We start from the raw sequence: 21,657 nt of genomic DNA on the forward strand, positions 1-21,657 counted from the left end.
GTGGTTGACGCAGCCGAGCATGGCTCGGCTCTACATGGCTTCCGGCAGGTCAAACGGCATCCCCCGTTAAAGCTCCACCGTCTCCCACCATCGCGTACCCGCCTGCGGCGCCTGCATGTCCAGTGCTTCGCCCATCATCGGCGTGGCCACCGGCACATTCTTTGCGGCCGCCAATGCCGTGATGCGCTCGAACGGCTGCTGCCATGCGTGCAGGGCCAGGTCGAAGGTGCCGTTGTGGATCGGCAGCAGCCACTTGCCGCGCAGGTCCAGGTGCGCCTGCAGGGTCTGTTCCGGCTGCATGTGCACGAACGCCCAGCGCGGATCGTAGGCGCCGGTCTCGATCATGGTCAGGTCGAACGGTCCGTACTTCTCGCCGATGGCCTTGAAGCCATCGAAGTAGCCGGTGTCGCCGCTGAAGAAGATGCGGAAGTCGCCGTCCTGGATCACCCATGACGCCCACAGGTTGCGGTCGCTGTCACCCAGCCCGCGGCCGGAGAAGTGCTGGCCCGGGGTCGCGGTCAAGCGCAGGCCACTGGCTTCAGTCGACTGCCACCAGTCCAGCTGTTCCACCTTGCTGGCGTCCACACCCCATGCAATCAGCTGGTCGCCGACGCCGAGCGGTGCGATGAAGCGCGCGGTCTTGCCGGCCAGCTGCATTACCGCGGCATGGTCGAGATGGTCATAGTGGTTGTGCGAGAGGATCACGCCGGCGATGGGCGGCAGTTCGTCGATGCTGATCGGCGGTGCGTGGAAGCGCGCCGGCCCCATCCACTGCACTGGTGAGGCGCGCTCGGAGAACACCGGGTCGGTCAGCCAGTACTGGCCACGCAGCTTCAGCAGGATCGTGGAGTGCCCAAGCCGGAACAGGCTGCGATCCGGCGCAGCATCCAGGGAGGCGCGGTCCAGCGGCTGCACCGGAATCGGGTGGGCTGGCACGGTGCCCTTGGGCTTGTTGAACAGGAACGTCCACCAGATCTCCGCACCGTCGCGCAGGCCCATCGCCGGACGGGGCAGGGCATTGCGGAACTTGCCGTCGCGGTACTGCGGCGAATCGGGGAAGTCGGGGAGGGACCAGGACTTGCAGAAGGTGTAGGCGGTCACGGCGAGGATTCCAAGCAGGAGGACAAGGAGCAGGCGCTTCATGGGTGACGTCCGCTGGGTACACTGCACAGTGTAGTTTCGCATTTTTCAAAAGTACACTACTGGGTGTAAAATGGTGGCGTCCGTTCAGCTATCCGGTCTCCGCCATGCCCCGTGCCCCACAACGCCTGACCGACCGCAAACGCGAGGCCATCGTGCGCGCGGCGGTGGAGGAGTTCCGTGCATCGGGCTACGAGGCGACCAGCATGGACCGCATCGCCGAGGTGGCCGGGGTCTCCAAGCGCACCGTCTACAACCACTTCCCGAGCAAGGAAGCGCTGTTTTCTATGATCCTGGAGGAGCTGTGGGAACGCAGCGTGGCCAGCGACGCACTGCCGTATCGCGCGGACCAGCCGTTGCAGGCGCAGCTGCTGCAGTTGCTGGGCCAGAAGCTGGAACTGCTCAGCGATGCCAACTTCATCGACCTGGCACGGGTGGCGATGGCCGAGGTCATCCACTCACCGGAGCGGGCGCAGGCCATCGTCTGCCGCATGGGCGAGAAGGAAAGTGGGGAGAGTGCGTGGATCCGCGCAGCGATCGCCGATGGCCGGTTGCGAGAGGTTGATCCGGAATTCGCCGGCCACCAGCTGCATGGGCTGGTGAAGAGCTTCGCGTTCTGGCCGCAGGTGACGATGGGGCAGCCACCATTGACCGCGCAGGAACGCGCACGCGTCGCCGAATCGGCGGTGGCCATGTTCCTGGGTTTCTACGCGGTCTAGCTGGCGGCGAAGCGACGGAACTCGTCGGCCGGCAGCGCCGCCGAGTACAGGTAGCCCTGGCCGACATCCACCCCGAGTGCGCGCAGCTTCTGTTCCTGGGCCAGGGTCTCGGTACCCTCGGCCACCACGATCGCGCCGCAGCGGTGCGCGACTTCGACGATGAAGCGAACGATCGACTGCGACTTGGCGTCGGACAGCGTGGCGATCAACGCCTGCTCGATCTTGACCTCGGCGATGGCCAGCTGCGAAAGCAGGATCAGGGTCGAATAGCCCGCGCCGAAATCATCCAGCGACAGGGTGACTCCGGCGGCCATCAGCTGTGCGATGTTGGCATCGACCACATCGCGCTCGACGATTTCGGTCCACTCGACGATTTCCAGGCGCAGCATCGCGCCGGGGATGTCGCGCAGCTGCAGCAGTTCCTGCAGGCGCAGGCCGAAGTCGGGCAGGCGCAGGGATTCGGCTGACACATTGACTGCGATGGTCAGCGCCGCGCCGTCCTGCCGGCAGTGCTGCAGGAAGTGCACCGCCGACTGCAGCGTGGCCCATTCCAGGTCTGCCAGCCGGCCCTGCCGGCGCAGCAGCGAGATCACCCGCATCGGTGCGATCGGCCGGCCTTCGCCATCGCGCATGCGCAGCAGCGCTTCGGCGCCGACCAGCTGGCGGTCCTGCAGGCGATGCTTGGGCTGGTAGCACAGCGGTGCGTCGCCCTGCTGCAGCCAGCGTTCGAGGGCGAATTCGATCAGGGCGTCGATCTCGCCGTCGCGCTGGATCGGGTCGTCGAAGAACACGACGCCGGATTCGATCGCGCTCAGTGCCACAGTGATCGCGCGGAACGGAAGATGTCCTTCGTCGGCATCAACGGGGGGCTTCAATTCAACCACCGCACAACGGAACAGTGGCCGGAAGCCAGGCCAATCGCGGCCGACCCGATCGGCCAGGTTGCTGGCCAGCTCGGTGATCTGCGGTTGTATGCGCAGTTCGGACAAGGTCATGCCGCGCACCAGGATCGCCAGCGCGGCATCACCGAACTGGTAGACCTCCACGTCGTCCACCGCCAGCGATGGCAGCAACCGGTGGACGTCGGCCGGTGTATCGCGCTGCCACAGGCCGTTGTCCTGCAATGGCCCGTAGCGCAGGCGCAGATCGCGCAGGTTGCCCATCTCGGCCACGATCAGGCAGGCCTTGCCGATGCCGTCGTTGTCGCGCCAGTACCGCTGCAGGCGTTCACCGAGCGCACGCATGTTGGGCAGGCCGCTGATCGGATCGATGCGCAGCCACGCCTGTTCGCGCTGGCGCTGCGCATCGATCTGGGCATCGTTGTAGACCAGCGCGAACACTGCGCCGAGTACCAGCAGCGAGACCGGCAGTGCCAGCACGCGCTGGATCGCCAGTTCGGCCACCGGTAGTTGATCGGCCCCAATGATCGCCACACCCAGCGCCAGGCCCAGAGCGGTCATCCCGATACGCACGGACCACGCCTGCAGGATCATGCGTGGTGAGAGTTCGTTGAGCATGCGCGGGTGCAGGCGCCTGCGCAGCCAGACGCCGGCCACCATCTGCAACACGGCCTCGAGGCTGGCAGGCAGGAAGAACTGGGTGCCGACGAACTGGTAGCGGGCGAGCAGGGCGGCGGCCAGGCAGGCCAAGCCGCCGCGCCAGCCACCGAGCAGGCCACTGACCAGCAGGATGTCGAAGCCGAGGTGCAGCTTGACCACACCCTGGGTGTAACGGGCCACGAACCAGGAATTGAACAGGTAGATCAGGCCCAGCGCTATGCCGACATACAGGCGCCGTCCTTCAATGGCGTGCCCGGCGCGACGGGTGGCGATCAGCAGCACGCCGATCATGCCGATCACCGCCGTGGCCTGCAGCAGGTACAGCGGCAGGCTGGGCAGGGCGCTGTCCAGGACCTGGGCCGAGACCCGTGAAAGCGCATCCATAGCAGGTTCCCGCCTGTGACCGACGGCCAGTGACGAGCAGGGTAAACCACAGGCGCCTGTGCGGCCACCAAGGGGCAGGCCAAGGTCCCTGCGGTCAGTAGCGCGGGTCGGCGATGGCGGGCAGCACCAGTTCGCGCACGAAGGAGGACGGTGACAGCTGCAGCAGGGCGCGTACCATCGCCACGACATCATGGACCGGCACCAGTGCGCCGTCGCCGCGCGCTGCGGCGTCCGCTACCGGCACTGACAGTGCATCGTCGGTGTTGAGGTAGCCCAGCTGCAGACTGGTTACCGCCAGGCGCCGATCCCGGAAGCCTTCGCGCAGCGCATCGGCGATGCCGTTGAGCGCGAACTTGGATGCGCCGAACGCCACTTCCGGGCGGCCGCTGCGCGGCAGCGCCGAGGTCGAGCCGGTCAGCACCAGCTGTGGACGTGCTGCGCCCAGTACCCTCGGCAGCAGGCGCCGCAGCAGCACCAGGGTGGCGGTGATGTTGACGTCGACCAGCTGGGCAAGCGCGGCATCGCTTTCGTCGAGGAAGGCGTACTCGTCGCTGAAGGCCGTCTCTTCCCAGATGCCCAGGTTGTGGATGAGCACATCCAGATCGGCCGGCGCCTGCGCTGCGATGTGATTGGCAGCAAGGGTGGGCTGGGACAGATCCGCTTCGATCCACTGCAGGGTGACGCCCTCGGGGCATTCGAGGTCGTGCGGGCGGCTGCGCGAAACGCCGATGACGGTGTCGCCCGCACTGCACAGGCCTTCGACGAACGCTCGACCGAGGCCCCTGCTGGCGCCGATGACCATCAATTTCATGTGGCTTCCTTGTTGTGCTGCGGCGGCCTCAGTCGGCCGCCAGAATGGTGTCCCAATCGGCGAACGCGCGCAGGCCGCTGCGTCCGGCGGTGATGATCGAGGCGGTGTTGTCGAGCTGGCAACGGTATTGCGGCTGCAGCCCGGACGCCCGCGCGGACACGGCCATGGCGTGTACCAGCTGTCGCGCGTGACCGCGACCGCGGGCCTCGGGCAGGGTCAGTACGCCCATATCGGCGAAGGCTGGATCCAGGCTCCAGGGGTACATGCTTCCCGCAGCGACCAGGCGCTCGCCGTCGAAGGCACCGAACACCTGCCAGTGATCCAGCTCGACCCATGCGGCATCGAGATCGTCCTCGCTGGCGGTGGCCTGGAACGCGTTGAACGCTGCCGCGTCGGTCGCGCCGAGGCGGCGGATATGTGGTGGGGCAGGGTGTTCGGCGAGGGCGGCGAGTGTTGCGGTGGGGAAGTAGAAGACACGATCCGCGCCGTGCGTATGCTGGCCGAGCTGCTGCAAGCGCTGTTGCAGCTGCGCCAGTGTCCAGTGCGGTTGCGCACGCAGTTGCAGGCGAGCGGCCAGGGCAGGACGCAACAGCGCTCGGGCGGGGCCCGCGACCGGCTGTAACAGCATGCCGTCCTCACCCTCATCGACATCATCGCTGCACGCCAGGTGCAGCTGCGGCCCCTGCTGCAACGTGCGCTGGCCGGCGAACACGCGCTGCCAGGCAGCATCGATCAACGGGGAAATCGCATCATCCATGACAAACGGTTCGCTCAGTGTCGGGGCAGTTCAACCTGCAGGCCTGCGGCCTTCCATTCGGGATAGCCGGCGGCCAGTCGCTGCGCGCTGAGGCCGGCTTCGCGCAGCATCATCACTGCATCGTTGGACAGCACGCAGTAGGGCCCGCGGCAGTACGCGACAATGTGGACGGCGCGCGGCAGTTCGTCCATCCGCGCGTGCAGTTCCGTAGCGGGAATGTTCAGCGCGCCGGGCAGGTGGCCCAGATCGAATTCCTCGCGCGGCCGCACGTCCAGCAGTACCACGCTGTCGCGTTGCTCCAGCAGCTGCTCGACGGTCAGCCCTTCCAGTGCATCGCGGCGCTGCAGGCTGTCGGTGAGGACGCCCTGCATTTCGCTGCGCTGGTGGTCGGCATAGTCGCGCAGCGCGGCCAGCAGGTTGGCCAGTGGGCCGTCAGCGCTGCGGTAGAGGATGCGCTTGCCGTCACGGCGGGTCTGCACCAGGCCGGCACGACGCAGCTGCTGCAGGTGCTGGGACGTATTGGCCACCGACAGGCCGCTCAGTTCGGCCAGGCGCTCGACCGCACGCTCGCCTTGGGCGATGTGCTCCAGCAGGGCCAGGCGGTGCGGGTGGCCCAGGGTGCGGGCGATCTCGGCCAGCGCTTCCAGCGGGGACGGCGGCAGCTCGGTTGCAGCGTTCATGCCGGGCACGCTAGCATCGCTCTATCATTCAAGCAAATAATTGAAGGTTGGCGGGATGAGTGGCTGGGCGACGACATTGGTGATCGATGCGGTAGTGATCGGCGTCGGCGCGACCGCGCTGATGGATCTGTGGGCGTTGCTGCAGCGCAGGCTGCTCGGCATTCCGTCGCTGGATTTTGCGATGGTCGGCCGCTGGCTCGGCCACCTGCGGCGTGGGCGCTTGCGCCATGAGGGCATTGGTCGTTCGCTGCCGGTGGCCGGCGAGCGCGCGCTGGGCTGGACCGCGCATTACGTGATCGGTGTGGTCTTCGCCGTGTTGTTGCTGGCCGTGGTCGGGAACGGTTGGGTGCAGGCACCGACCCTGTGGCCGGCGCTGGCCTTCGGCGTTCTCAGCGTTGCCGCGCCGTTCTTCATCCTGCAGCCGGGCATGGGCGCCGGCATTGCCGCTTCGAAGACCCCGGCGCCTGGCAAGGCGCGGCTGCGCAGCCTGGTGGCACACAGCGTGTTCGGCGCAGGCATGTACCTTTCCGCGCTGCTATTGGCCGGGGTCCGTGCAGGATGAGCGAGAATCCGTGGGGTCACCGGCAACAGGAACATCCCCGCATGGAAGTACCCGATCCTTTCACTGATGGCATGCCGCTGCCGTGGGCGTGGCGGGAAACATTGGCCGATGCGCGCATCGAGCGACAGTCGATCGGCGTATCGCGCGCAGACGTCGCCCGTGTGCATCGCCCGGGACAGGCTGATGCCTTCCTGAAATCGGAAGTGATCGATGCCTTCAGTGAGCTGGGCGATGAGATCGCGCGCCTGCGCTGGCTGCAGGCGCAGGGCCAGCCGGCACCAACGGTAATTGCCACCGCCGAAGAAGCGGGCCGGCGCTGGTTGCTGATGAGCGCGCTGCCCGGCCGCGACTTGGCCTCGTCGCCTGAGCTTCCGCCCCAGCGCCTGGTGGAACTGCTGGCCGATGCGCTGCGGGGCCTGCATGCCATACCGGTGGCGGCCTGTCCGTTCGACCAGCGGCTGGCCTCGCGCCTGCAGGCCGCGCAGGAACGGGTCGAGGCGGGCCTGGTCGACGCCGATGACTTCGATGACGAGCGCCTGGGGCAGAGCGCACAGCAGGTGTTCGCCGAACTGCGCGCTACCCGGCCCGATCACGAGGATCTGGTGGTCAGCCACGGCGACGCCTGCCTGCCGAACCTTTTGGCGGCCGAAGGCCGTTTCAGCGGTTTCATCGACTGTGGCCGGCTGGGTGTGGCCGATCGCTACCAGGATCTGGCGCTCGCCGCGCGCAGCCTGGTCCACAACTTCGGCGACACGCGCTGGGTCGCGCCGCTGTTCCGGCGCTATGGCGTTGTGCCCGACGAACGGCGGCTGGCGTTCTAGCGTCTTCTCGACGAGTTCTTCTGAAACCTCGGAGGGCAGCGTAGGCAGGGCTGAACGGTGCCCTGCCGGCGGATCCGGGCGCCCTTAAAAGTGGACGAACGTTCGTTCACTATTTGTGGCATGAACCGAGCCGACCGCAACGAGCAACGCATCGCGCAGATCCTGCAGGCCGCCCTGCAGTGCTTTCTCGTGAAGGGCTTCCACCAGACCAGCATGCGTGACATCGCGCAGGCGGCCGGCGTCAGCCTCGGCAATCTCTACAACCACTTCCCGGGCAAGGAGGCGATCATCCTTGCGGTGGCCGTGGCCGAAGGCGAGGAACTGGCACCGTTGCTGCAGCGACTGGCCGCGTCCGATGGCGAGCGCGCACGGGTGCTGGTTTTCCTTCAGGACTTCCACGCACTGTGCCGGCAACCGGAGTGGGCAACGCTCGCCGTCGAAGTGCTGGCCGAGAGCGCACGCAATCCGGCCGTGGCCGAGGCATTTGCGGCCAATCGCAGGCAATTGCAGGCGACGCTGGCCGAAGCCCTGCAGCAGGTGGCACGGCGCGAACGTCGGCGCCCCGTGCTGGCCCCGGCACTGCAGGCACAGGTGCTGCTGGATGCCATCGAAAGCGATGCCCTGCGCCGAGGGCTGGGCGAAGCCGGGGGCACCGATGAGGCATCGCTGGATCTCGGCCTGCTTGCGCTGCTGCTGGGCGCACGCGCATGAGCGCCGTCGACCGGCGACTGCACGGCGTTGATCTGGCGCGTTACCTGGCCTTGGCCGGCATGGTGCTGGTCAACTTCCGCCTGGCGATGGCCGTGCCGGCAGAGGGCGCCGGATGGTTGGCAGGCGTCTTCCACTTTCTGGAAGGCAAGGCTTCGGCGACGTTCGTTACGCTGGCCGGGTTGGGCCTGGTACTGGGCACGCATCGGCAGGGTTGGTGGCCGGCCAGTGTGCAGACCTGGCGGCGCGCACTGTTCCTGCTGGTGCTGGGCCTGCTCAACCTGACGCTGTTCCCGGCCGATATCCTGCATTACTACGCGGTGTATTTCGCGCTGGCCGTGCTGTGGCTGCGGGCCTCGCCGCGGGTGTTGCTGGCCAGCATCGTGGGGATCGCGGCCTGTTCGTTCTGGGCGTTGCTGCACTGGGACTACAGCCAGGGATGGAACTGGCAGACGCTGGAATACGCCGGTCTGTGGCAATGGCCGGGCGCGGCCCGCAACCTGCTGTTCAATGGGTTCCATCCGCTGCTGCCGTGGCTGTGCTTCTTCCTGCTGGGCATGCTGCTGGCGCGGCTGCAACTGTCGCAACCGCGGGTCCAGCGCGCGCTGCTGGTGCTGGGCCTGATGCTGATCGTGGCTGGACATGGCGTGCAGCAGCTTGCGCAGGGGACGCCCTGGCAGGCGTGGCTGGGAACGCAGCCGATGCCACCGGGACCGGCCTACGTACTCACAGGCGCGGGCGCGGCCTGCAGTGTCATTGCAGCCTGCCTGTGGCTGACGCGTGTACGACCGGGTGACTGGCTGGAACCGTTCACCGCGGCCGGGCGCATGACCCTGACCCTGTACGTCGGCCATATCCTGCTGGGCATGGGCACGCTGGAAGGCCTGGGCCTGCTTGATGGCAGCGCGTCGCTCGCGTCGGTGCTGCTGTGGGCATTGTTGTTCCTGATGCTGGCCACGAGCGCAGCGTGGCTGTGGTCCTGGCGGTTCGCGCGGGGCCCATTGGAAGCGGTGATGCGACGCGTCGCCGGCTAGCACTTTGGTCGCGCAGGCACGATGTTGTGACGGACATGTCTGTGTCGCGGCCCGCGCATCTGCGATAGTGGCGGCAGGTAATACTCTCCGCTTGCATCCATGTCATTCGCTTCGGCGCAGCATCTCGGCGAAGTCCTTCAGCAGTCCTATGGCATCACCGCCAATGCCGTGGTGCCACGCCCGGTTGGCGCCGATGCCAACGCCAGTGTGTATCGCATCGATGCACGGCGCGGGCAATGGTGGTTGAAGTGCCGCAGTTACCAGGTTGCCCCTGCCGTCTGGGACACCCTGCATTGGCTGCGCGGCACGCTGGGCATCGAGGAAATCGTCGCGCCCTGGCCGGCCCTGACCGGTGGAGCGTCAGTGCAGCGCTGGGGCCTGCAGTTCACCCTGTTCCCGTATGTGGAAGGCCAGTCCGGCTTCGAGGCGGCGTTGAGCCGCACGCAGTGGCAACGATTGGGCGAGGTGCTGCGGCGCCTGCACGAGGCGTGCCCGCCACCGGCGCTGCAGGAGGCGCTGCCGAGCCTGCGGATGGAAACCGCGGCGCTTGATACGGTCGGGCAATGGCTGGCCGGCGAGGGCCTGGCGGCCGCCAGGGATGGGCTGGGCCGCGCCTTCGTATCCGTCTGGGACCAGCAGCATGCGCGCATCGCGGCGCTGCATGCGCAGGCACTGCAGCTGCACGCGGCGTTGCAGGATGTCCCGGTGCGGCTGCACCTGTGCCACACCGACCTGCATGCCGGCAATCTGCTGATGGGCAATGACGGCAGCCTGCACCTGATCGATTGGGATGGCCTGTCGCTGGCCCCGCGCGAGCGCGACCTGATGTTCATCGGTGGCGCGGTCGGTGGGCGCTGGGGGCGCGAGAACCCGTTGGGATTCGAGGAAGGCTATGGCAGTGACCGCGGCGATCCACGCTGGATCGCCTGGTACCGGCACTGGCGCATCCTGCAGGACCTGATCGAGTTCCAGCAGGTCCTGCTGGGCAGTGATGGAGAGGACCGTTCGCCGCAGCTGCGCCGGCAGTCGCTGCATTTCCTCAGCGAACAGTTCGCACCGGGCAATGTATTCGACGCGGCAGAGCGGGTGTATCGCGCGCTGTAGATCCACGCCATGCGTGCATGGCATTTTCTACGATGAACCCTCACGCTGCGCGATGAGTCGAGCATGGCTCGGCTCTACAGGGGGCCGCGGTGTCTGCGCGGGGTGTGGATCTACTCTGCGGGCTTGGCCGCTGCAGAGGCCGCCGCGCTTGCAGCGCGGCGTGACAGCACGGCTTCGCGGTGGGCGATGTAGGCGTTGGCGGCGAGGATGATGCCGGCACCGATGATCGTCCAGCGGTCCACCGTTTCGTTGAACAGCAGCCAGCCGAACAGCGTTACCAGGGGCAGCTGCAGGAAGCTGATCGGGGTCAGGGCGGAGACTTCGCCCAGCCGTAGCGCGCGGGTCCACAACAGCTGGCCGACGGTGCCGAGCACGCCGGTGGCCAGCAGCCACAGCCAGGCCGACCCGGTTGGCCAGGCCCAGACGAACAGCGCCGGCACCAGCGACAGCGGCACCCAGAACACGTAGGTATAGAGCACCACGGTATCGGCACTGTCGACGCGGGTCAGCTGCTTGATCTGGATCGCCACCAGCGAGCTGAGTACCGCCGCACCCACCGCGACCAAGCTGCCGGCGGTGAAGCCGGCGGTGCCGGGACGCACGATCACCAGCACGCCGATGAAGCCGACCACGACCGCGGCCCAGCGGCGCACGCGCACGGTTTCACCCAGCCACAGCACGGCGGCAATCGTGACGAACAGCGGCGTGGAGTACGACAGCGACACCGCCTGCGCCAACGGCAGGTGGCCCAGTGCCCAGAACGCGCACAGCATCGAGCCCAGGCCAATCGCACTACGCACGAAATAGCGCGGCAGCTGCTGCGTCTTCAGCGGCGCACGGCCCGGCCGCAGCAGCATCGGCAGCAACGCCAGCAGGCCGAAGGCATTGCGGAAGAACGCCACTTCCTGGGTCGGAACGTAGCGTGTGGCATAGCGGATCGCTACCGCCATCAGGCCGAACGCCATCGTACTGCCGAGCATCAACAGCGCCGCCCGCATCGGAGTGGCGCCGGGGGAGAGGGCGAGAGTGTTCACCACTGTGCGCCGAGCAGGCGGGGCTCCGGTTCGATCGGCACGCCGAACTTCTCCAGCACCGAGGCCGAGATGCGGCGCGCCAGCGCCAGCAGTTCAGCGCCGCTGGCATTGCCGTGGTTGACCAGCACCAGCGCGTGGCTGGGAGCCACGCCGGCATCGCCGTCGCGGAAGCCCTTCCAGCCGCAGGATTCGATCATCCAGGCCGCCGAGACCTTGCGCTTGTCGTCCTGCTCGGCCGGGAACACCGGCAGGTCGGGGAAATGCTGCAGCAGCACGTCGACCTGCTCCAGCGGCAGCACCGGGTTCTTGAAGAAGCTGCCGGCATTGCCGAGTACCTCCGGGTCGGGCAGCTTGCGGCGGCGGATCGCGATCACCGCATTGGCCACGTCCACCGCGCCCGGCAGCACCACGCCCTGCGCCTGCAGCTCTTCGCGGATGCCGGCGTAGTCCATGCGCAGATCGTGCAGCAGTGGCAGTTTCAGTTCGATGGCGGTGATCAGGTAGCGATCGGGCTGTTGCTTGAACACGCTGTCGCGGTAGGCGAAACCACACTGTTCGTTATCCAGGCGCACCCAGGCCTGTTCCTGGCAGTCCCAGGCTTCGACCGCCTGGATGAACTCGCCGACCTGCGCGCCATAGGCGCCGATGTTCTGGATCGGTGCGGCACCGGCGGTGCCGGGAATCAGCGCCAGGTTTTCCAGGCCGGACAGGCCTTCCTGCAGCGACCACATCACCAGGCCATGCCAGGGCACGCCGGCGCCGGCGCGGATCACGGCATGGTCGGCGCGGTGTTCAAGGAAACTGATGTCGCGGTTGCCGAACACCAGCACGGTACCGGGCAGGTCCTCGGCGATCAGGACGTTGCTGCCGGCACCCAGCACCAGCAGTGGGCCGTTGGCCACCTCGGGCAGTGCCAGCACCTCCGGCAGCAGCGCGGCATCGTGCAGTTCCAGCAGCTGTTCCGCATTGGCCTGCACGTGGAAGGTGTTCAGTCCCTGCAGCGGCGCATTTTGGGTGAGCGTCCAGCGCAGCGGGGCGTTGCCGTCGATGGTGTCCATGGGCGCGCTCACAGTGGGGCCACCGCGCCGCGGCTGGGCGCTTCGCGGCGGCGACGGATCGCCTCCACGCATTCGGAAACCAGCGCCGGTCCACGGAAGATCAGGCCGCTGTAGCACTGCACCAGCGCGGCACCGGCCGCCATCTTGGCCACGGCATCGGCACCGGACAGGATGCCGCCGACGCCGACCAAGGGCACCGACTCGGGCAGGCGCGAGCGCAGGCGGCGCAGCACCAGCGTGGACTGCTCCAGCACCGGCGCACCGGACAGGCCACCGGCCTCGTTGGCCAGCGGATCGCCGGCCACCTTGCTGTGGTCGATGGTGGTGTTGGTGGCGATCACGCCGTCCACCTGCAGCTCGCCCAGCACGCGGGCGGCGGCATCGATGTCGCGCTCGCTGAGGTCCGGCGCCACCTTCACCAGCATCGGTACGCGGCGGCCGTGGCGGGCCGCGAGCTCTTCCTGGCGGTCACGCAGCTGGCTGACCAGCTGGCGCAGCGCGGTTTCTTCCTGCAGTTCACGCAGGCCGGCGGTGTTGGGCGAGGAAATGTTGACAGTGATGTAGTCGGCCAGCGCGTACACCTTGTCCAGGCAGGCGATGTAATCGTCCACGGCCTGTTCGTTGGGGGTGTCCTTGTTCTTGCCGATGTTGATGCCGAGCAGGCCGCGGCGGTTGCGCGCGCGCTCGACGTTGCGCACCAGTGCGTCCACGCCTGCATTGTTGAAGCCCATGCGGTTGATGATCGCGTTGTGTTCCGGCAGGCGGAACAGGCGCGGCTGCGGATTGCCGGCCTGCGGGCGCGGGGTGATCGTGCCGATTTCGACGAAGCCGAAGCCGAGCGCGAACAATGCATCGATGTGCTCCCCGTTCTTGTCCAGGCCGGCGGCCAGGCCGACCGGGTTGGGGAACGTCAGCCCGAACACCGTGCTGGGCATCGGCGCGATGCGTGCGGCCAGCAGCGGCGTGGTGCCGGTGCGATAGGCCAGGTCCAGTGCGGACAGGCCGAGGCCGTGGGCGCGCTCGGCGTCGAGCGAGAACAGGAAGGGGCGGGCAAGCGAATACATGCGTCGGTTCAGTCCAGCGTGCCGAGGAAGGCTCGGGTTCGATATTCAAAAGCAACCTGGCCGTCGACCGCGTGGGCGGCGAACAGGTGCTGCAGAGCGTCGATCATCGGTGCGTGGCGCGGATGACCGGGTTGAGGGGCGTAGGAGGAGGAGAGCAGGCGCCCGCGCAGGGCGTCGAAGTCCAGGTGCTGCACGTTCGGCAGCTCCACCCTGCCGCGCAGGCCAGCGCCGAACCAGGCCTGCATGGTGGCGTCGTCCTGGTAGCGCTCGGCCACGGCGGTGTAGTCGGTGCCGTAGTCCAGCAGCAGCTGTTCGTACCCGATCAGGAACGGGCTCGCATCGAGCAGGCGAGAATTCCAGTAGATGAGGGCCTGGCCGCCGGGGCGCAGGATGCGCTGCCACTCGGCGCGTACCGCCACGGTGTCGAACCAATGGAAGGCCTGCGCGACGCTGACCAGATCGATGCTGGCATCGTCCAGCGCGGTGGCCTCGGCGCGGCCGTCCACCGCACGGAACTGCGGGTACTGCGGTGCCAGCCATTCTTCCGCCGCGCCCCGCATGGCCGCATTGGGCTCAACCGCGACAACAGGATGGCCGCTGGCCAGGAACAGGCGGCTGGAAATGCCGGTACCGGCGCCGATGTCAGCCACACGCGCCTGCTGGCTGACACCCATCGGGCCATGCAGCCACTCCAGCAGCGCGGGTGGGTAGTCGGGCCGGTAGCGGACGTAGTCGGCGACGCGGCTGCTGAAGCGTTCAGTGCTGTCGGAGGCGGTCATGGCGTCAGTTCGACACCGCCGCCAGCCACGCCAGGCCGCCGAAGAACAGGATGAAGACCACGATGGCGGCAAGTGCCGCGCCGACCATGACCCAGCCCAGCACCAGGCCGGTGACGGCCAGGCCATCGCCTTCCAGTTCGTGCGGGCGGCGGCGGATTTCGGCGCGGGCCATGTGGCCGGTGATGATGGCGACGATGCTGGCCACGAAGGGCAGGACGGTCCAGCTGGCGATGCCCATGACCAGGCTGACCACGGCCAGGGCGCTTGTCTGTCGGGGTGCCACGCTCATCGGGGTCCTCCTTGGCAGTGTGCACATGATAGTGCCTCTGCCCCGGCAATCCCATGCCCGGCGGATGCGATGGCAGGCGTCGACCCTGGCCGGCGAAAGGGATTTCAGCCCTGGTAGGCGTCGACCTTGGTCGACGAAAGGGATTTCGGCCTTGGCAGGCGTCGAGCTTGGTCGACGAAGGGATTTCGGCCCTGGTAGGCGTCGACCTTGGTCGACGAAAGGCATGCCAACCAAGGTTGGCGGCTACCGAAGTGCCGGTATCAGCCCATCAACACCTGGCCGCCATCCACATTGAGCACGCTACCGGTGACCCAGCGCGCCAGCGGCGAGCACAGGAACAGGGCGGCGTCGGCGATCTCGCGCGGGTGGCCGAAGCGGCCGAACGGAATCTTCGCCAGGGTGCCGTGGTACAGCGCGGGGTCCTCGACGCGACGACGGTCCCAGAGGCCGTCATCGAACTCGATCGAGCCTGGGGCGATGGCATTGACCCGGATCCGGTCCTTGGCCAGCGCCAGCGCCTGTGACGTGGTGTAGTGCGAAAGTGCCGCTTTGGCCGCGGCGTAGGGCGCGCCACCGGGGCGCGGCTGCTGCGCGGCAATCGACGACAGATTGAGGATGCAGGCGTCGCTGGAGGCACGCAGCCATGGCAGTGCCAGGCGCGAGGCACGCACGGCCGCCATCAGGTCGATCTGCAGGCTGGCGGCCCAGCCGTCCTCGTCGTCGGCCATGCCGTAGCCGGTGGCATTGTTGACCAGTACATCGATACCGCCGAGGGCATCGGCGGCGGCCTGCAGCCAGGCCTGGATCTGGCCGGGATCGGCCAGATCGGTGGAAAACGCGTGCAGTTCGATGCCCTGCGCCCGTGCATCGGCACGCAGGGCATCCAGGCCGGCCTGGCCGCGGGCGCAGACCGAGACCTGTGCGCCGGCGCCGGCAAAGGCCAGCGCCATTTCACGGCCAATGCCCTTGCTGCCGCCGGCGATGAGCACGCGGCGGCCGCTGAAATCGAGGGTCGGAGCCCCTGCGGGGATCCGACCCCTCGCTGGGGCCAGATCCCCGGAGGGGCTCTGGCCCACGGACGTGTCCGCGTCGTTTGCCATCACAGGTCGAACTTGATGCCCTGGGCCAGCGGCAGCGAATCCGAATAGTTGATGGTGTTGGTCTGGCGGCGCATGTAGACCTTCCACGCATCCGAACCGGACTCACGGCCACCGCCGGTGTCCTTCTCGCCACCGAAGGCGCCGCCGATCTCCGCACCGGACGTGCCGATGTTGATGTTGGCGATGCCGCAGTCGCTGCCGGCGGCCGACAGGAACTTCTCGGCAGTCTTCAGGTTCTGGGTGAAGATCGAGGACGACAGGCCCTGCGGCACGCCGTTCTGCATGTCGATGGCTTCATCGAGGGTGTCGTACGGCATCACGTACAGGATCGGCGCGAAGGTCTCGTGCTGGACCACGGCGTCGCTGTTCTTCAGGCCGGAGACGATGGCCGGCAACACGAAGTTGCCCGGGCGGTCGATGCGGCTGCCACCGGTTTCGATGGTGCCGCCGGCCGCCTTGGCCTGGGCGATCGCATCGAGGAACTGCTGCACGGCGCCTTCGCTGTTCAGCGGGCCCATCAGGTTGGCCGCATCGGTCGGGTCGCCGATCTTGCCTTCCACCTGCTTGTAGGCCTTGACCAGGGTGGCCAGCACGTCGGCGTAGATCGAGCGGTGCACGATCAGGCGGCGGGTGGTGGTGCAGCGCTGGCCGGCGGTGCCGACGGCGCCGAACACGATGCCCGGCACGGCCAGCTTCAGGTCGGCGGTTTCGTCCAGGATGATGGCGTTGTTGCCGCCGAGTTCCAGCAGGCAGCGGCCGAGGCGGCGCGCGACCTTCTCGTTGACGGTGCGACCGACCTGGGTCGAGCCGGTGAAGCTGATCAGCGGCACGCGGCGGTCATCGACCATCTTTTCCGACAGCGCGGTGCCGGCATCGTTGATCAGGAAGAAGATGTCCGGGAAGCCGGCTTCGCGCAGGGCGTCGTTGCAGATCTTCAGCGAGGCGATGGCGGTCAGCGGTGTCTTGTTGGACGGCTTCCAGATGCATACGTCGCCACAGATGGCGGCCAGGAACGAGTTCCAGCTCCACACCGCGACCGGGAAGTTGAAGGCCGAGATGATGCCGACCAGGCCCAGCGGGTGGTACTGCTCGTACATGCGGTGGCCGGGGCGCTCGGAATGCATGGTGTAGCCGTACAGCATGCGGCTCTGGCCCACGGCGAAATCGGCGATGTCGATCATCTCCTGCACTTCGCCATCGCCTTCCGGCTTGCTCTTGCCCATTTCCAGCGCAACCAGCGAACCCAGGGCGTCCTTGTGCCTGCGCAGTGCTTCACCGCACAGGCGCACGGCTTCACCGCGGCGCGGGGCCGGCGTGGTGCGCCAGACCTTGAAGGCTTCCTGGGCGCGGGCCACGACGGTCTCGTACTCGGCCTCGGTGGTCGCGCGGACCTGCGCGATCGGCTCGCCGGTGGTCGGATTGACCGGGGTGATCAGCTCACCGCTGGTCGCGCTCGACCACTCCCCGTTGCCCAGGTACGTGCCAGCGTTGATCGCGTCCAGGCCAAGGGACTTGAGCAGCTCGGAAGACATGCAGACTCCTGTATTTCGTTACGTTGTTTGGTGCCATCGCGGGCAGGTGGGGGACGCGATGAACTGAATCGCCGATGGTAGCAGAGCGCCCCGGCCGGCCATGGTGCAACGCGCCAGCCAGGCCTGGCCGAACATGAATGCTTGGAGGGCAGGGCACGTTGCCTGTAAACTTCCCGGCTGCATGGCCCCGTAGCTCAGCTGGATAGAGCGTCCCCCTCCTAAGGGGAAGGTCGCCCGTTCGAATCGGGCCGGGGTCACCAGAATCAATGGAACAGGGCGAGCGGCGTCGTCGGGCTTGAATGGGTCTACTTCGGACGGACCGGGATGATGGGTTTCACCGTGACAACCCCGCTGCCACCTCCTCCGCAGCTTCCATAGCAGCCTCCGCCAGGGTTAAATCCGCCGGTTCCACCAGCACCTCCGCCGCTGCCACCGCCGGCACCTCCACCGCCACGGCTGGGCGGCTGCTGAGTTCCCGGCAGGGGCTGGACGCAAGGGCTTCCAGTGAGGCAAGTAACAGCGGCTTCTTCGACGGACCCGTCACCCCAGGTCACCTTGATCCTGCTGCCGACAGGCAAAGACGCAATGCCATGCGTGATTCGGTACATGCCCGCCAAACCGACAAGGCCGGCGCGTCGCAGCTCCACCATTTCGTAGGCGGACAAATTCTGCGCAACTGCAACCTGGTTATACGGATACGAACTGGCGTTGATCGATACTGTTGCAGCAACGGCGGCAAAGGCCGTGAAAACCAGCCCGGCGATACTCCACTTCGTTCTTCCGGAGATTCGATTCACTGCGGCGTCCTTTTCAAGATGGCTTCTTCCCAACTGCTCTGTTTACTTCTCCTATTGCTCTATCAAGCGACTCTTGCTGTCCAGCAGGAACCACCCTGCTCCTGATGGCGTCTTCAAAATTCTCTGATCCGCACACGCCCGAATTGACACATAGTGAATCCATGCGGAATGAGCCGGCTCCGCAATCTGCCCCCATTCGGCAGGCGACGATTCCCCAGGCATAGTTGGCGTATGAACCCGTAGCGCTTGCATTGAAGGCACCGAGATCGGTTCCCTCTGGCGCGAGCGCTAGCAGATCTCCCAGTGCAAAAATTGCCTCCGGGTCTGCAGAATTGACCGCATCGCGTGCCAGTAGCTGATAGTCACCAGGTTTGAGGCTGGTCCACTTGCTGGATGCCATGTAAATCCTGGCGTAAGGATCGCCGTGATCTGCCGCGCGTTCAAACCATTTTGTATAGTGCTCTTCGAGTATCACGTCGCCGCCGTCAACGACCGAGCAGGTCGCTGCGAAGCGCTTCTTGATGTCATCGTATGCGCCTTGCGTTTTCCCGCTGAGGCGCGCGTATGCGTCCAACGTCGCATACATGTTCGAATGGGAAATGCTGAAAACGGAGCAATGCTGATAAATCTGCCCCAGCTTGCGCTGTGCTGCTACGTCCCCGGCTTCTGCACGTGAACGAAGTTCAAGAAATCCGGCTGCTGCATCCTGTGTGTTGGAACTCAACTCAGGACCTGTGAGGGATGAGGCGGTATGGCTAGAGTTGGCCTGATCCTTGGAGTTTGGCTGATTGGTTTGAGAATCAGGTTTGCGCTGTTGTGTGTCCGCTTTGGTTGGGACATACCAAAAACTGACTCCCGCCAAGACGATCAGTATCAATGCAGAGAAGCTCAGGACTTTGACTCGTGGAGACATGGCGTTCCTTCATGACCGATCAGCGCGGTACGCGTGCAGGGATTGTCACGGTGCCCAATCAGGGGCTGGGCTCCGACCGCCGCGCACTTTGGCAGGTCCCATGCCTACAAAACGGGATGGGGCGACGCTCCCCCCATCAGGCCATAGGTCTAGTTCAGTATTTGTTTATGTACTGGACGCTGAGTGGAAGCCTGGACACGCCTAATCCTGGTTCAGGCCGAGCCCCACCTTCGCTGGGGTGGATCTTTGACGATAGAGGGCACTTGTTCGAATCGGGCCGGGGGCGCTATTGCATGCACCGCGCGTGATGCCCCTTCGCGCAGGCTACAGAGCAACTCCAGGCCTCGCAGCACCTCCGCCACGTGCGCCTGCTCTTCGCCTCGCAACCCAAGCAGCGGCTGCGGCAGGCAGTCGTAACTGCACAGGCCCATCAGTGCCGCCGCGCATGCCATGACGCGGACGCCGCCGAAGCGGTTGTACAGCGCCCAGAGCGGCGCCGCCGGATCCCGAGGGCAGAAGGAAAAGAGGGGTTGTCAGGTGTGGCGGCGGTGGACGATCGGCATTGCTTATTGCCCTGGTACAAAATTCAAGCGCTGCCGTGCAACGTGATCCGGCCGCCGGGATCGCGCACCATGGCGGCCATCCTTCCTTGCGCGCACGCCATGAGTGAGTACCTTCGCCCCGTGCAGCCTCCGCACTTCGCCGCCATCGGCGCGTGGCTGGATTCGGCCAGCGCAACCCGGCGCTGGGCCGGTCCCGGCGTGGCGTATCCGCTCGTGCCGGACGCATTCGCGCACGCACTGCAACTGCAGCAGCGCCCGGGCTGGGTGCTGCTGGATGCGCATGGCCACTGCCTTGGTTTCGGCCAGTACTGGCCAACGACCTCCGGCACGCTGCACCTGGGCCGCATCATCGTTTCGCCGCGGGCACGCGGGCGTGGACTGGGACGTGTACTGATGCAGGCGCTGATGGCGCAGGCGTTGCAGTCGCCCGGGGCGGAGCGGCTGACCCTGCGTGTCTATCGTGACAACGTCGCGGCGGTGACCCTGTACCGCGACCTGGGCTTTCAGCCGATGGAAGACGCTTCGACGCCGGAACTGCTGTTCATGCAGCACCGTGCCGGCTGAGTGGTGATCACGCGCGCAGCACGGAAGCCTGTTGCGCCTGCCATTGCTCGCGGGTGATGCGGCTGATGTGTTCGGTGCGGTAGTCGCCGAGGAAGCTGTTGAACTTGTTCACTTCGGTATGGTGATGCTGGAAACCGCATTTGCTCTGTACGCTCAGGGACTGCAGGTTGTCGGCGAAGTAGCCGCACCACAGTGCGTCCAGGCGCAGGCCGAGGAAGGCGTGCCGCATCACTTCGCGCACTGCTTCGGGCACCAGGCCGCGCCCCCAGTACGGTACGCCGATCCAGTAGGCGATCTCGCCTTCGCGCTCGCCGATCTCGAAGTTGCTGTCGGCACCGATCAGGATGCCGACGCAGCCGATGGCGCGGCCATCTTCGCGGCTCTGCAGGGCATAGACCTCCGGCCGGTTGAACACGGTGCGGATGATCCCGGTACTTTCCTCGACGCTGGTGTGGGCTGGCCATCCGGCGATGGGCCCGACGCGCAGGTCGCGGGCGTATTCGTACAGGTCGGCGGCGTCGGTGTCGCGCCAGGGGCGCAGGATCAAGCGTTCGGTATGCAGCGGCATGGCCGTTCCAGGGGCAGGGAGAGAGCGCACAGGCTAGGCCGCGTCGGGCGGAGGGCACAGGGCGGGACCTTGATGGTTTCGGTACTTTTCACAACTCCCCGGCGTTGCCCGGTATGCTGTGCCGCGGAATGCAGCCGGATCGGCCAATGGACCGCATACCCCAGCTTCTGGATCAGGACGAATCGATGCGCCTGGAGGTCAGTACGCTGGCGGAGGGGCAGGGGGTTCCGCTGTCGTTCGGGCACGCGTATCTGGCGGTACTGGTGTGCGTGTCCGGGCGTGCGCGCTTCGCACTGAACTTCCGTGAGGTGGCGGTGCAGCGGCACGACGTGCTGGTGCTGGCCGAGGACACGCTGGCGCTGCTGCGGAAGCGATCGCGTGGCTTCCTGGCGGTGGTCTGCCTGATGCCGAAGGCGCTGGCGTCGGAGGTGGCCTACGTACTGCCCAACGCGCTGTTCAAGTTCCTGCATGAGCATCCCCATTGCGTGCCGTCGCCGCTGGAGGTGCCGCTCCTGCAGGGCTGGCTGCAGCAGCTGATGGACGCGCAACATACTGGGGGCCGCTATCGGCACGTGATGCTGCGCAATCTACTGCAGACCTTTTTCCTGAAATTCGCCACGCTGTTGCCGGCACAGAAGGGGGCCGCAGCGTCGGTCAGCCGGCGCGAGCGCCTGGCCTGGAATTTCTGGGAACTGGTCGGCCAGCGCAGTACCCGCCAGCGCGACGTGCAGTCTTATGCCGATGCGTTGTGCATCACGCCGTTCTATCTTTCACAGCTGACCCGCGAGTGCTTCGGTGAAACACCCAAGGCGTTGATCGACCGCCAGGTGGTGCTGGAGATCAAGGCGCTGCTGAGCTACAGCGAGCTGCCGATCGGGCGCATCGCCGAGCGATTGTGCTTCGAGGATGCGTCCTACCTGTGCCGCTACTTCCGGCGGCACACCGGGCAGTCGCTGACCGGCTACCGCCGTGCGGGGCAGGGTGGCGCTGGTGGGATACGAACAGCGGTGCCGGCACTTCGGACAGCAGATCCTCGGTAACCCCGCCGAGCATGCGTTCGACCACGCAGTCGCGGCGGTAGGGCCCCGGCACCCGTAGATCGGCTTCGCCAGGCCTG

Annotated in this window: 22 protein-coding genes and 1 tRNA gene; 9 read left to right on the plus strand and 14 right to left on the minus strand. The window is 66.6% G+C overall.

Annotated features, from left to right (window positions below; genetic code table 11):
* Window positions 1-66 precede the first annotated feature (66 nt).
* Entirely contained in the window at window positions 67-1,143 is a 1,077-nt protein-coding gene (locus AC5P8R_RS13230) for an MBL fold metallo-hydrolase (protein ID WP_495223518.1), read from the minus strand.
* Between the two features lie 104 nt (window positions 1,144-1,247).
* On the opposite strand from AC5P8R_RS13230, the gene AC5P8R_RS13235 reads away from it, so the two are divergent.
* A complete protein-coding gene (locus AC5P8R_RS13235; protein WP_014646907.1) occupies window positions 1,248-1,859 on the plus strand; it encodes a TetR/AcrR family transcriptional regulator in 612 nt (203 codons plus the stop codon).
* On the opposite strand, the gene AC5P8R_RS13240 is transcribed toward AC5P8R_RS13235, so the two are convergent.
* The 4 genes from AC5P8R_RS13240 to AC5P8R_RS13255 form a co-directional block, all read right to left on the minus strand.
* On the minus strand, window positions 1,856-3,802 hold the full coding sequence (locus AC5P8R_RS13240) for an EAL domain-containing protein (protein WP_049440778.1): 1,947 nt from the start codon (window positions 3,800-3,802) through the stop codon (window positions 1,856-1,858). The two genes, AC5P8R_RS13235 and AC5P8R_RS13240, sit on opposite strands and share 4 nt — an antisense overlap.
* A gap of 94 nt (window positions 3,803-3,896) precedes the next feature.
* The gene (locus AC5P8R_RS13245; RefSeq protein WP_049406437.1) at window positions 3,897-4,613 is read right to left on the minus strand and encodes an SDR family NAD(P)-dependent oxidoreductase; all 717 of its coding nucleotides are present in this window, start codon (window positions 4,611-4,613) and stop codon (window positions 3,897-3,899) included.
* Between the two features lie 28 nt (window positions 4,614-4,641).
* On the minus strand, window positions 4,642-5,370 hold the full coding sequence (locus AC5P8R_RS13250; RefSeq protein ID WP_046430294.1) for a GNAT family N-acetyltransferase: 729 nt from the start codon (window positions 5,368-5,370) through the stop codon (window positions 4,642-4,644).
* A gap of 14 nt (window positions 5,371-5,384) precedes the next feature.
* Entirely contained in the window at window positions 5,385-6,050 is a 666-nt protein-coding gene (locus tag AC5P8R_RS13255; protein WP_032959997.1) for an ArsR/SmtB family transcription factor, read from the minus strand.
* A gap of 55 nt (window positions 6,051-6,105) precedes the next feature.
* Here AC5P8R_RS13255 and AC5P8R_RS13260 point away from each other — a divergent pair, with 55 nt between their 5' ends.
* The 5 genes from AC5P8R_RS13260 to AC5P8R_RS13280 all read left to right on the plus strand — a co-directional run bounded on the left by AC5P8R_RS13260 (window position 6,106) and on the right by AC5P8R_RS13280 (window position 10,279).
* The gene (locus AC5P8R_RS13260) at window positions 6,106-6,612 is read left to right on the plus strand and encodes a DUF2938 domain-containing protein (protein WP_049440782.1); all 507 of its coding nucleotides are present in this window, start codon (window positions 6,106-6,108) and stop codon (window positions 6,610-6,612) included.
* Between the two features lie 41 nt (window positions 6,613-6,653).
* Entirely contained in the window at window positions 6,654-7,433 is a 780-nt protein-coding gene (locus AC5P8R_RS13265; RefSeq protein WP_495223520.1) for an APH(3')-II family aminoglycoside O-phosphotransferase, read from the plus strand.
* A 120-nt stretch (window positions 7,434-7,553) separates the two neighbouring features.
* Window positions 7,554-8,144 carry a TetR/AcrR family transcriptional regulator gene (locus AC5P8R_RS13270; RefSeq protein ID WP_014646914.1) on the plus strand — a complete coding sequence of 197 codons (591 nt, stop codon included), beginning with the start codon at window positions 7,554-7,556 and terminating at the stop codon, window positions 8,142-8,144.
* A complete protein-coding gene (locus tag AC5P8R_RS13275; RefSeq protein ID WP_111206791.1) occupies window positions 8,141-9,175 on the plus strand; it encodes a DUF418 domain-containing protein in 1,035 nt (344 codons plus the stop codon). The genes AC5P8R_RS13270 and AC5P8R_RS13275 overlap by 4 nt, the downstream gene beginning before the upstream one ends.
* 99 nt (window positions 9,176-9,274) lie before the next feature.
* Entirely contained in the window at window positions 9,275-10,279 is a 1,005-nt protein-coding gene (locus AC5P8R_RS13280; RefSeq protein WP_032959991.1) for an aminoglycoside phosphotransferase family protein, read from the plus strand.
* Between the two features lie 110 nt (window positions 10,280-10,389).
* On the opposite strand, the gene AC5P8R_RS13285 is transcribed toward AC5P8R_RS13280, so the two are convergent.
* The 7 genes from AC5P8R_RS13285 to amaB form a co-directional block, all read right to left on the minus strand.
* Window positions 10,390-11,277: a DMT family transporter gene (locus AC5P8R_RS13285; protein WP_049406338.1), complete on the minus strand. Its 888-nt coding sequence runs from the start codon at window positions 11,275-11,277 to the stop codon at window positions 10,390-10,392.
* A gap of 32 nt (window positions 11,278-11,309) precedes the next feature.
* Window positions 11,310-12,371: a UDP-N-acetylmuramate dehydrogenase gene (gene murB, locus AC5P8R_RS13290; RefSeq protein ID WP_014646918.1), complete on the minus strand. Its 1,062-nt coding sequence runs from the start codon at window positions 12,369-12,371 to the stop codon at window positions 11,310-11,312.
* Between the two features lie 8 nt (window positions 12,372-12,379).
* On the minus strand, window positions 12,380-13,435 hold the full coding sequence (locus tag AC5P8R_RS13295) for a quinone-dependent dihydroorotate dehydrogenase (RefSeq protein ID WP_032962331.1): 1,056 nt from the start codon (window positions 13,433-13,435) through the stop codon (window positions 12,380-12,382).
* An 8-nt stretch (window positions 13,436-13,443) separates the two neighbouring features.
* Window positions 13,444-14,214 (minus strand): class I SAM-dependent methyltransferase, encoded by a 771-nt coding sequence (locus AC5P8R_RS13300; RefSeq protein WP_014646920.1) that lies wholly within the window; start codon window positions 14,212-14,214, stop codon window positions 13,444-13,446.
* A gap of 4 nt (window positions 14,215-14,218) precedes the next feature.
* Entirely contained in the window at window positions 14,219-14,503 is a 285-nt protein-coding gene (locus AC5P8R_RS13305; RefSeq protein WP_014646921.1) for a DUF4190 domain-containing protein, read from the minus strand.
* A 260-nt stretch (window positions 14,504-14,763) separates the two neighbouring features.
* Window positions 14,764-15,603: an SDR family NAD(P)-dependent oxidoreductase gene (locus AC5P8R_RS13310; protein ID WP_495223521.1), complete on the minus strand. Its 840-nt coding sequence runs from the start codon at window positions 15,601-15,603 to the stop codon at window positions 14,764-14,766.
* Window positions 15,603-17,135, minus strand: a complete 1,533-nt coding sequence (gene amaB / locus AC5P8R_RS13315; RefSeq protein ID WP_014646923.1) for an L-piperidine-6-carboxylate dehydrogenase — start codon at window positions 17,133-17,135, stop codon at window positions 15,603-15,605. The genes AC5P8R_RS13310 and amaB overlap by 1 nt, the downstream gene beginning before the upstream one ends.
* Window positions 17,136-17,318: 183 nt before the next feature.
* On the opposite strand from amaB, the gene AC5P8R_RS13320 reads away from it, so the two are divergent.
* A tRNA-Arg gene (locus AC5P8R_RS13320) sits at window positions 17,319-17,395 on the plus strand.
* A gap of 550 nt (window positions 17,396-17,945) precedes the next feature.
* Here the strand turns inward: AC5P8R_RS13320 and AC5P8R_RS13325 are convergent.
* Window positions 17,946-18,845, minus strand: coding sequence for a hypothetical protein (locus AC5P8R_RS13325; RefSeq protein WP_495223523.1), 900 nt, complete (start codon window positions 18,843-18,845; stop codon window positions 17,946-17,948).
* Window positions 18,846-19,507: 662 nt separating this feature from the next.
* On the opposite strand from AC5P8R_RS13325, the gene AC5P8R_RS13330 reads away from it, so the two are divergent.
* A complete protein-coding gene (locus tag AC5P8R_RS13330) occupies window positions 19,508-19,972 on the plus strand; it encodes a GNAT family N-acetyltransferase (RefSeq protein WP_041863362.1) in 465 nt (154 codons plus the stop codon).
* A gap of 7 nt (window positions 19,973-19,979) precedes the next feature.
* Here the strand turns inward: AC5P8R_RS13330 and AC5P8R_RS13335 are convergent, their stop codons facing one another.
* Window positions 19,980-20,540 carry a GNAT family N-acetyltransferase gene (locus AC5P8R_RS13335; RefSeq protein ID WP_014646925.1) on the minus strand — a complete coding sequence of 187 codons (561 nt, stop codon included), beginning with the start codon at window positions 20,538-20,540 and terminating at the stop codon, window positions 19,980-19,982.
* A gap of 146 nt (window positions 20,541-20,686) precedes the next feature.
* Between AC5P8R_RS13335 and AC5P8R_RS13340 the strand changes: the two genes are divergently transcribed.
* Entirely contained in the window at window positions 20,687-21,580 is an 894-nt protein-coding gene (locus tag AC5P8R_RS13340) for a helix-turn-helix domain-containing protein (RefSeq protein ID WP_014646926.1), read from the plus strand.
* The last annotated feature ends 77 nt before the right edge of the window (window positions 21,581-21,657 follow it).

It is taken from the genome of Stenotrophomonas sp. YJH_SMC_73 (genome assembly GCF_059370155.1).

Excerpts from the sequence above, each read along its gene's own strand:
- AC5P8R_RS13230 (WP_495223518.1), bottom strand. The coding sequence starts at position 1,143 with ATGAAGCGCCTGCTCCTTGTCCTCCTGCTTGGAATCCTCGCCGTGACC.
- AC5P8R_RS13235 (WP_014646907.1), top strand. The coding sequence starts at position 1,248 with ATGCCCCGTGCCCCACAACGCCTGACCGACCGCAAACGCGAGGCCATC.
- AC5P8R_RS13240 (WP_049440778.1), bottom strand. The coding sequence starts at position 3,802 with ATGGATGCGCTTTCACGGGTCTCGGCCCAGGTCCTGGACAGCGCCCTG.
- AC5P8R_RS13245 (WP_049406437.1), bottom strand. The coding sequence starts at position 4,613 with ATGAAATTGATGGTCATCGGCGCCAGCAGGGGCCTCGGTCGAGCGTTC.
- AC5P8R_RS13250 (WP_046430294.1), bottom strand. The coding sequence starts at position 5,370 with ATGGATGATGCGATTTCCCCGTTGATCGATGCTGCCTGGCAGCGCGTG.
- AC5P8R_RS13255 (WP_032959997.1), bottom strand. The coding sequence starts at position 6,050 with ATGAACGCTGCAACCGAGCTGCCGCCGTCCCCGCTGGAAGCGCTGGCC.
- AC5P8R_RS13260 (WP_049440782.1), top strand. The coding sequence starts at position 6,106 with ATGAGTGGCTGGGCGACGACATTGGTGATCGATGCGGTAGTGATCGGC.
- AC5P8R_RS13265 (WP_495223520.1), top strand. The coding sequence starts at position 6,654 with ATGGAAGTACCCGATCCTTTCACTGATGGCATGCCGCTGCCGTGGGCG.
- AC5P8R_RS13270 (WP_014646914.1), top strand. The coding sequence starts at position 7,554 with ATGAACCGAGCCGACCGCAACGAGCAACGCATCGCGCAGATCCTGCAG.
- AC5P8R_RS13275 (WP_111206791.1), top strand. The coding sequence starts at position 8,141 with ATGAGCGCCGTCGACCGGCGACTGCACGGCGTTGATCTGGCGCGTTAC.
- AC5P8R_RS13280 (WP_032959991.1), top strand. The coding sequence starts at position 9,275 with ATGTCATTCGCTTCGGCGCAGCATCTCGGCGAAGTCCTTCAGCAGTCC.
- AC5P8R_RS13285 (WP_049406338.1), bottom strand. The coding sequence starts at position 11,277 with ATGCGGGCGGCGCTGTTGATGCTCGGCAGTACGATGGCGTTCGGCCTG.
- murB (WP_014646918.1), bottom strand. The coding sequence starts at position 12,371 with ATGGACACCATCGACGGCAACGCCCCGCTGCGCTGGACGCTCACCCAA.
- AC5P8R_RS13295 (WP_032962331.1), bottom strand. The coding sequence starts at position 13,435 with ATGTATTCGCTTGCCCGCCCCTTCCTGTTCTCGCTCGACGCCGAGCGC.
- AC5P8R_RS13300 (WP_014646920.1), bottom strand. The coding sequence starts at position 14,214 with ATGACCGCCTCCGACAGCACTGAACGCTTCAGCAGCCGCGTCGCCGAC.
- AC5P8R_RS13305 (WP_014646921.1), bottom strand. The coding sequence starts at position 14,503 with ATGAGCGTGGCACCCCGACAGACAAGCGCCCTGGCCGTGGTCAGCCTG.
- AC5P8R_RS13310 (WP_495223521.1), bottom strand. The coding sequence starts at position 15,603 with ATGGCAAACGACGCGGACACGTCCGTGGGCCAGAGCCCCTCCGGGGAT.
- amaB (WP_014646923.1), bottom strand. The coding sequence starts at position 17,135 with ATGTCTTCCGAGCTGCTCAAGTCCCTTGGCCTGGACGCGATCAACGCT.
- AC5P8R_RS13325 (WP_495223523.1), bottom strand. The coding sequence starts at position 18,845 with ATGTCTCCACGAGTCAAAGTCCTGAGCTTCTCTGCATTGATACTGATC.
- AC5P8R_RS13330 (WP_041863362.1), top strand. The coding sequence starts at position 19,508 with ATGAGTGAGTACCTTCGCCCCGTGCAGCCTCCGCACTTCGCCGCCATC.
- AC5P8R_RS13335 (WP_014646925.1), bottom strand. The coding sequence starts at position 20,540 with ATGCCGCTGCATACCGAACGCTTGATCCTGCGCCCCTGGCGCGACACC.
- AC5P8R_RS13340 (WP_014646926.1), top strand. The coding sequence starts at position 20,687 with ATGGACCGCATACCCCAGCTTCTGGATCAGGACGAATCGATGCGCCTG.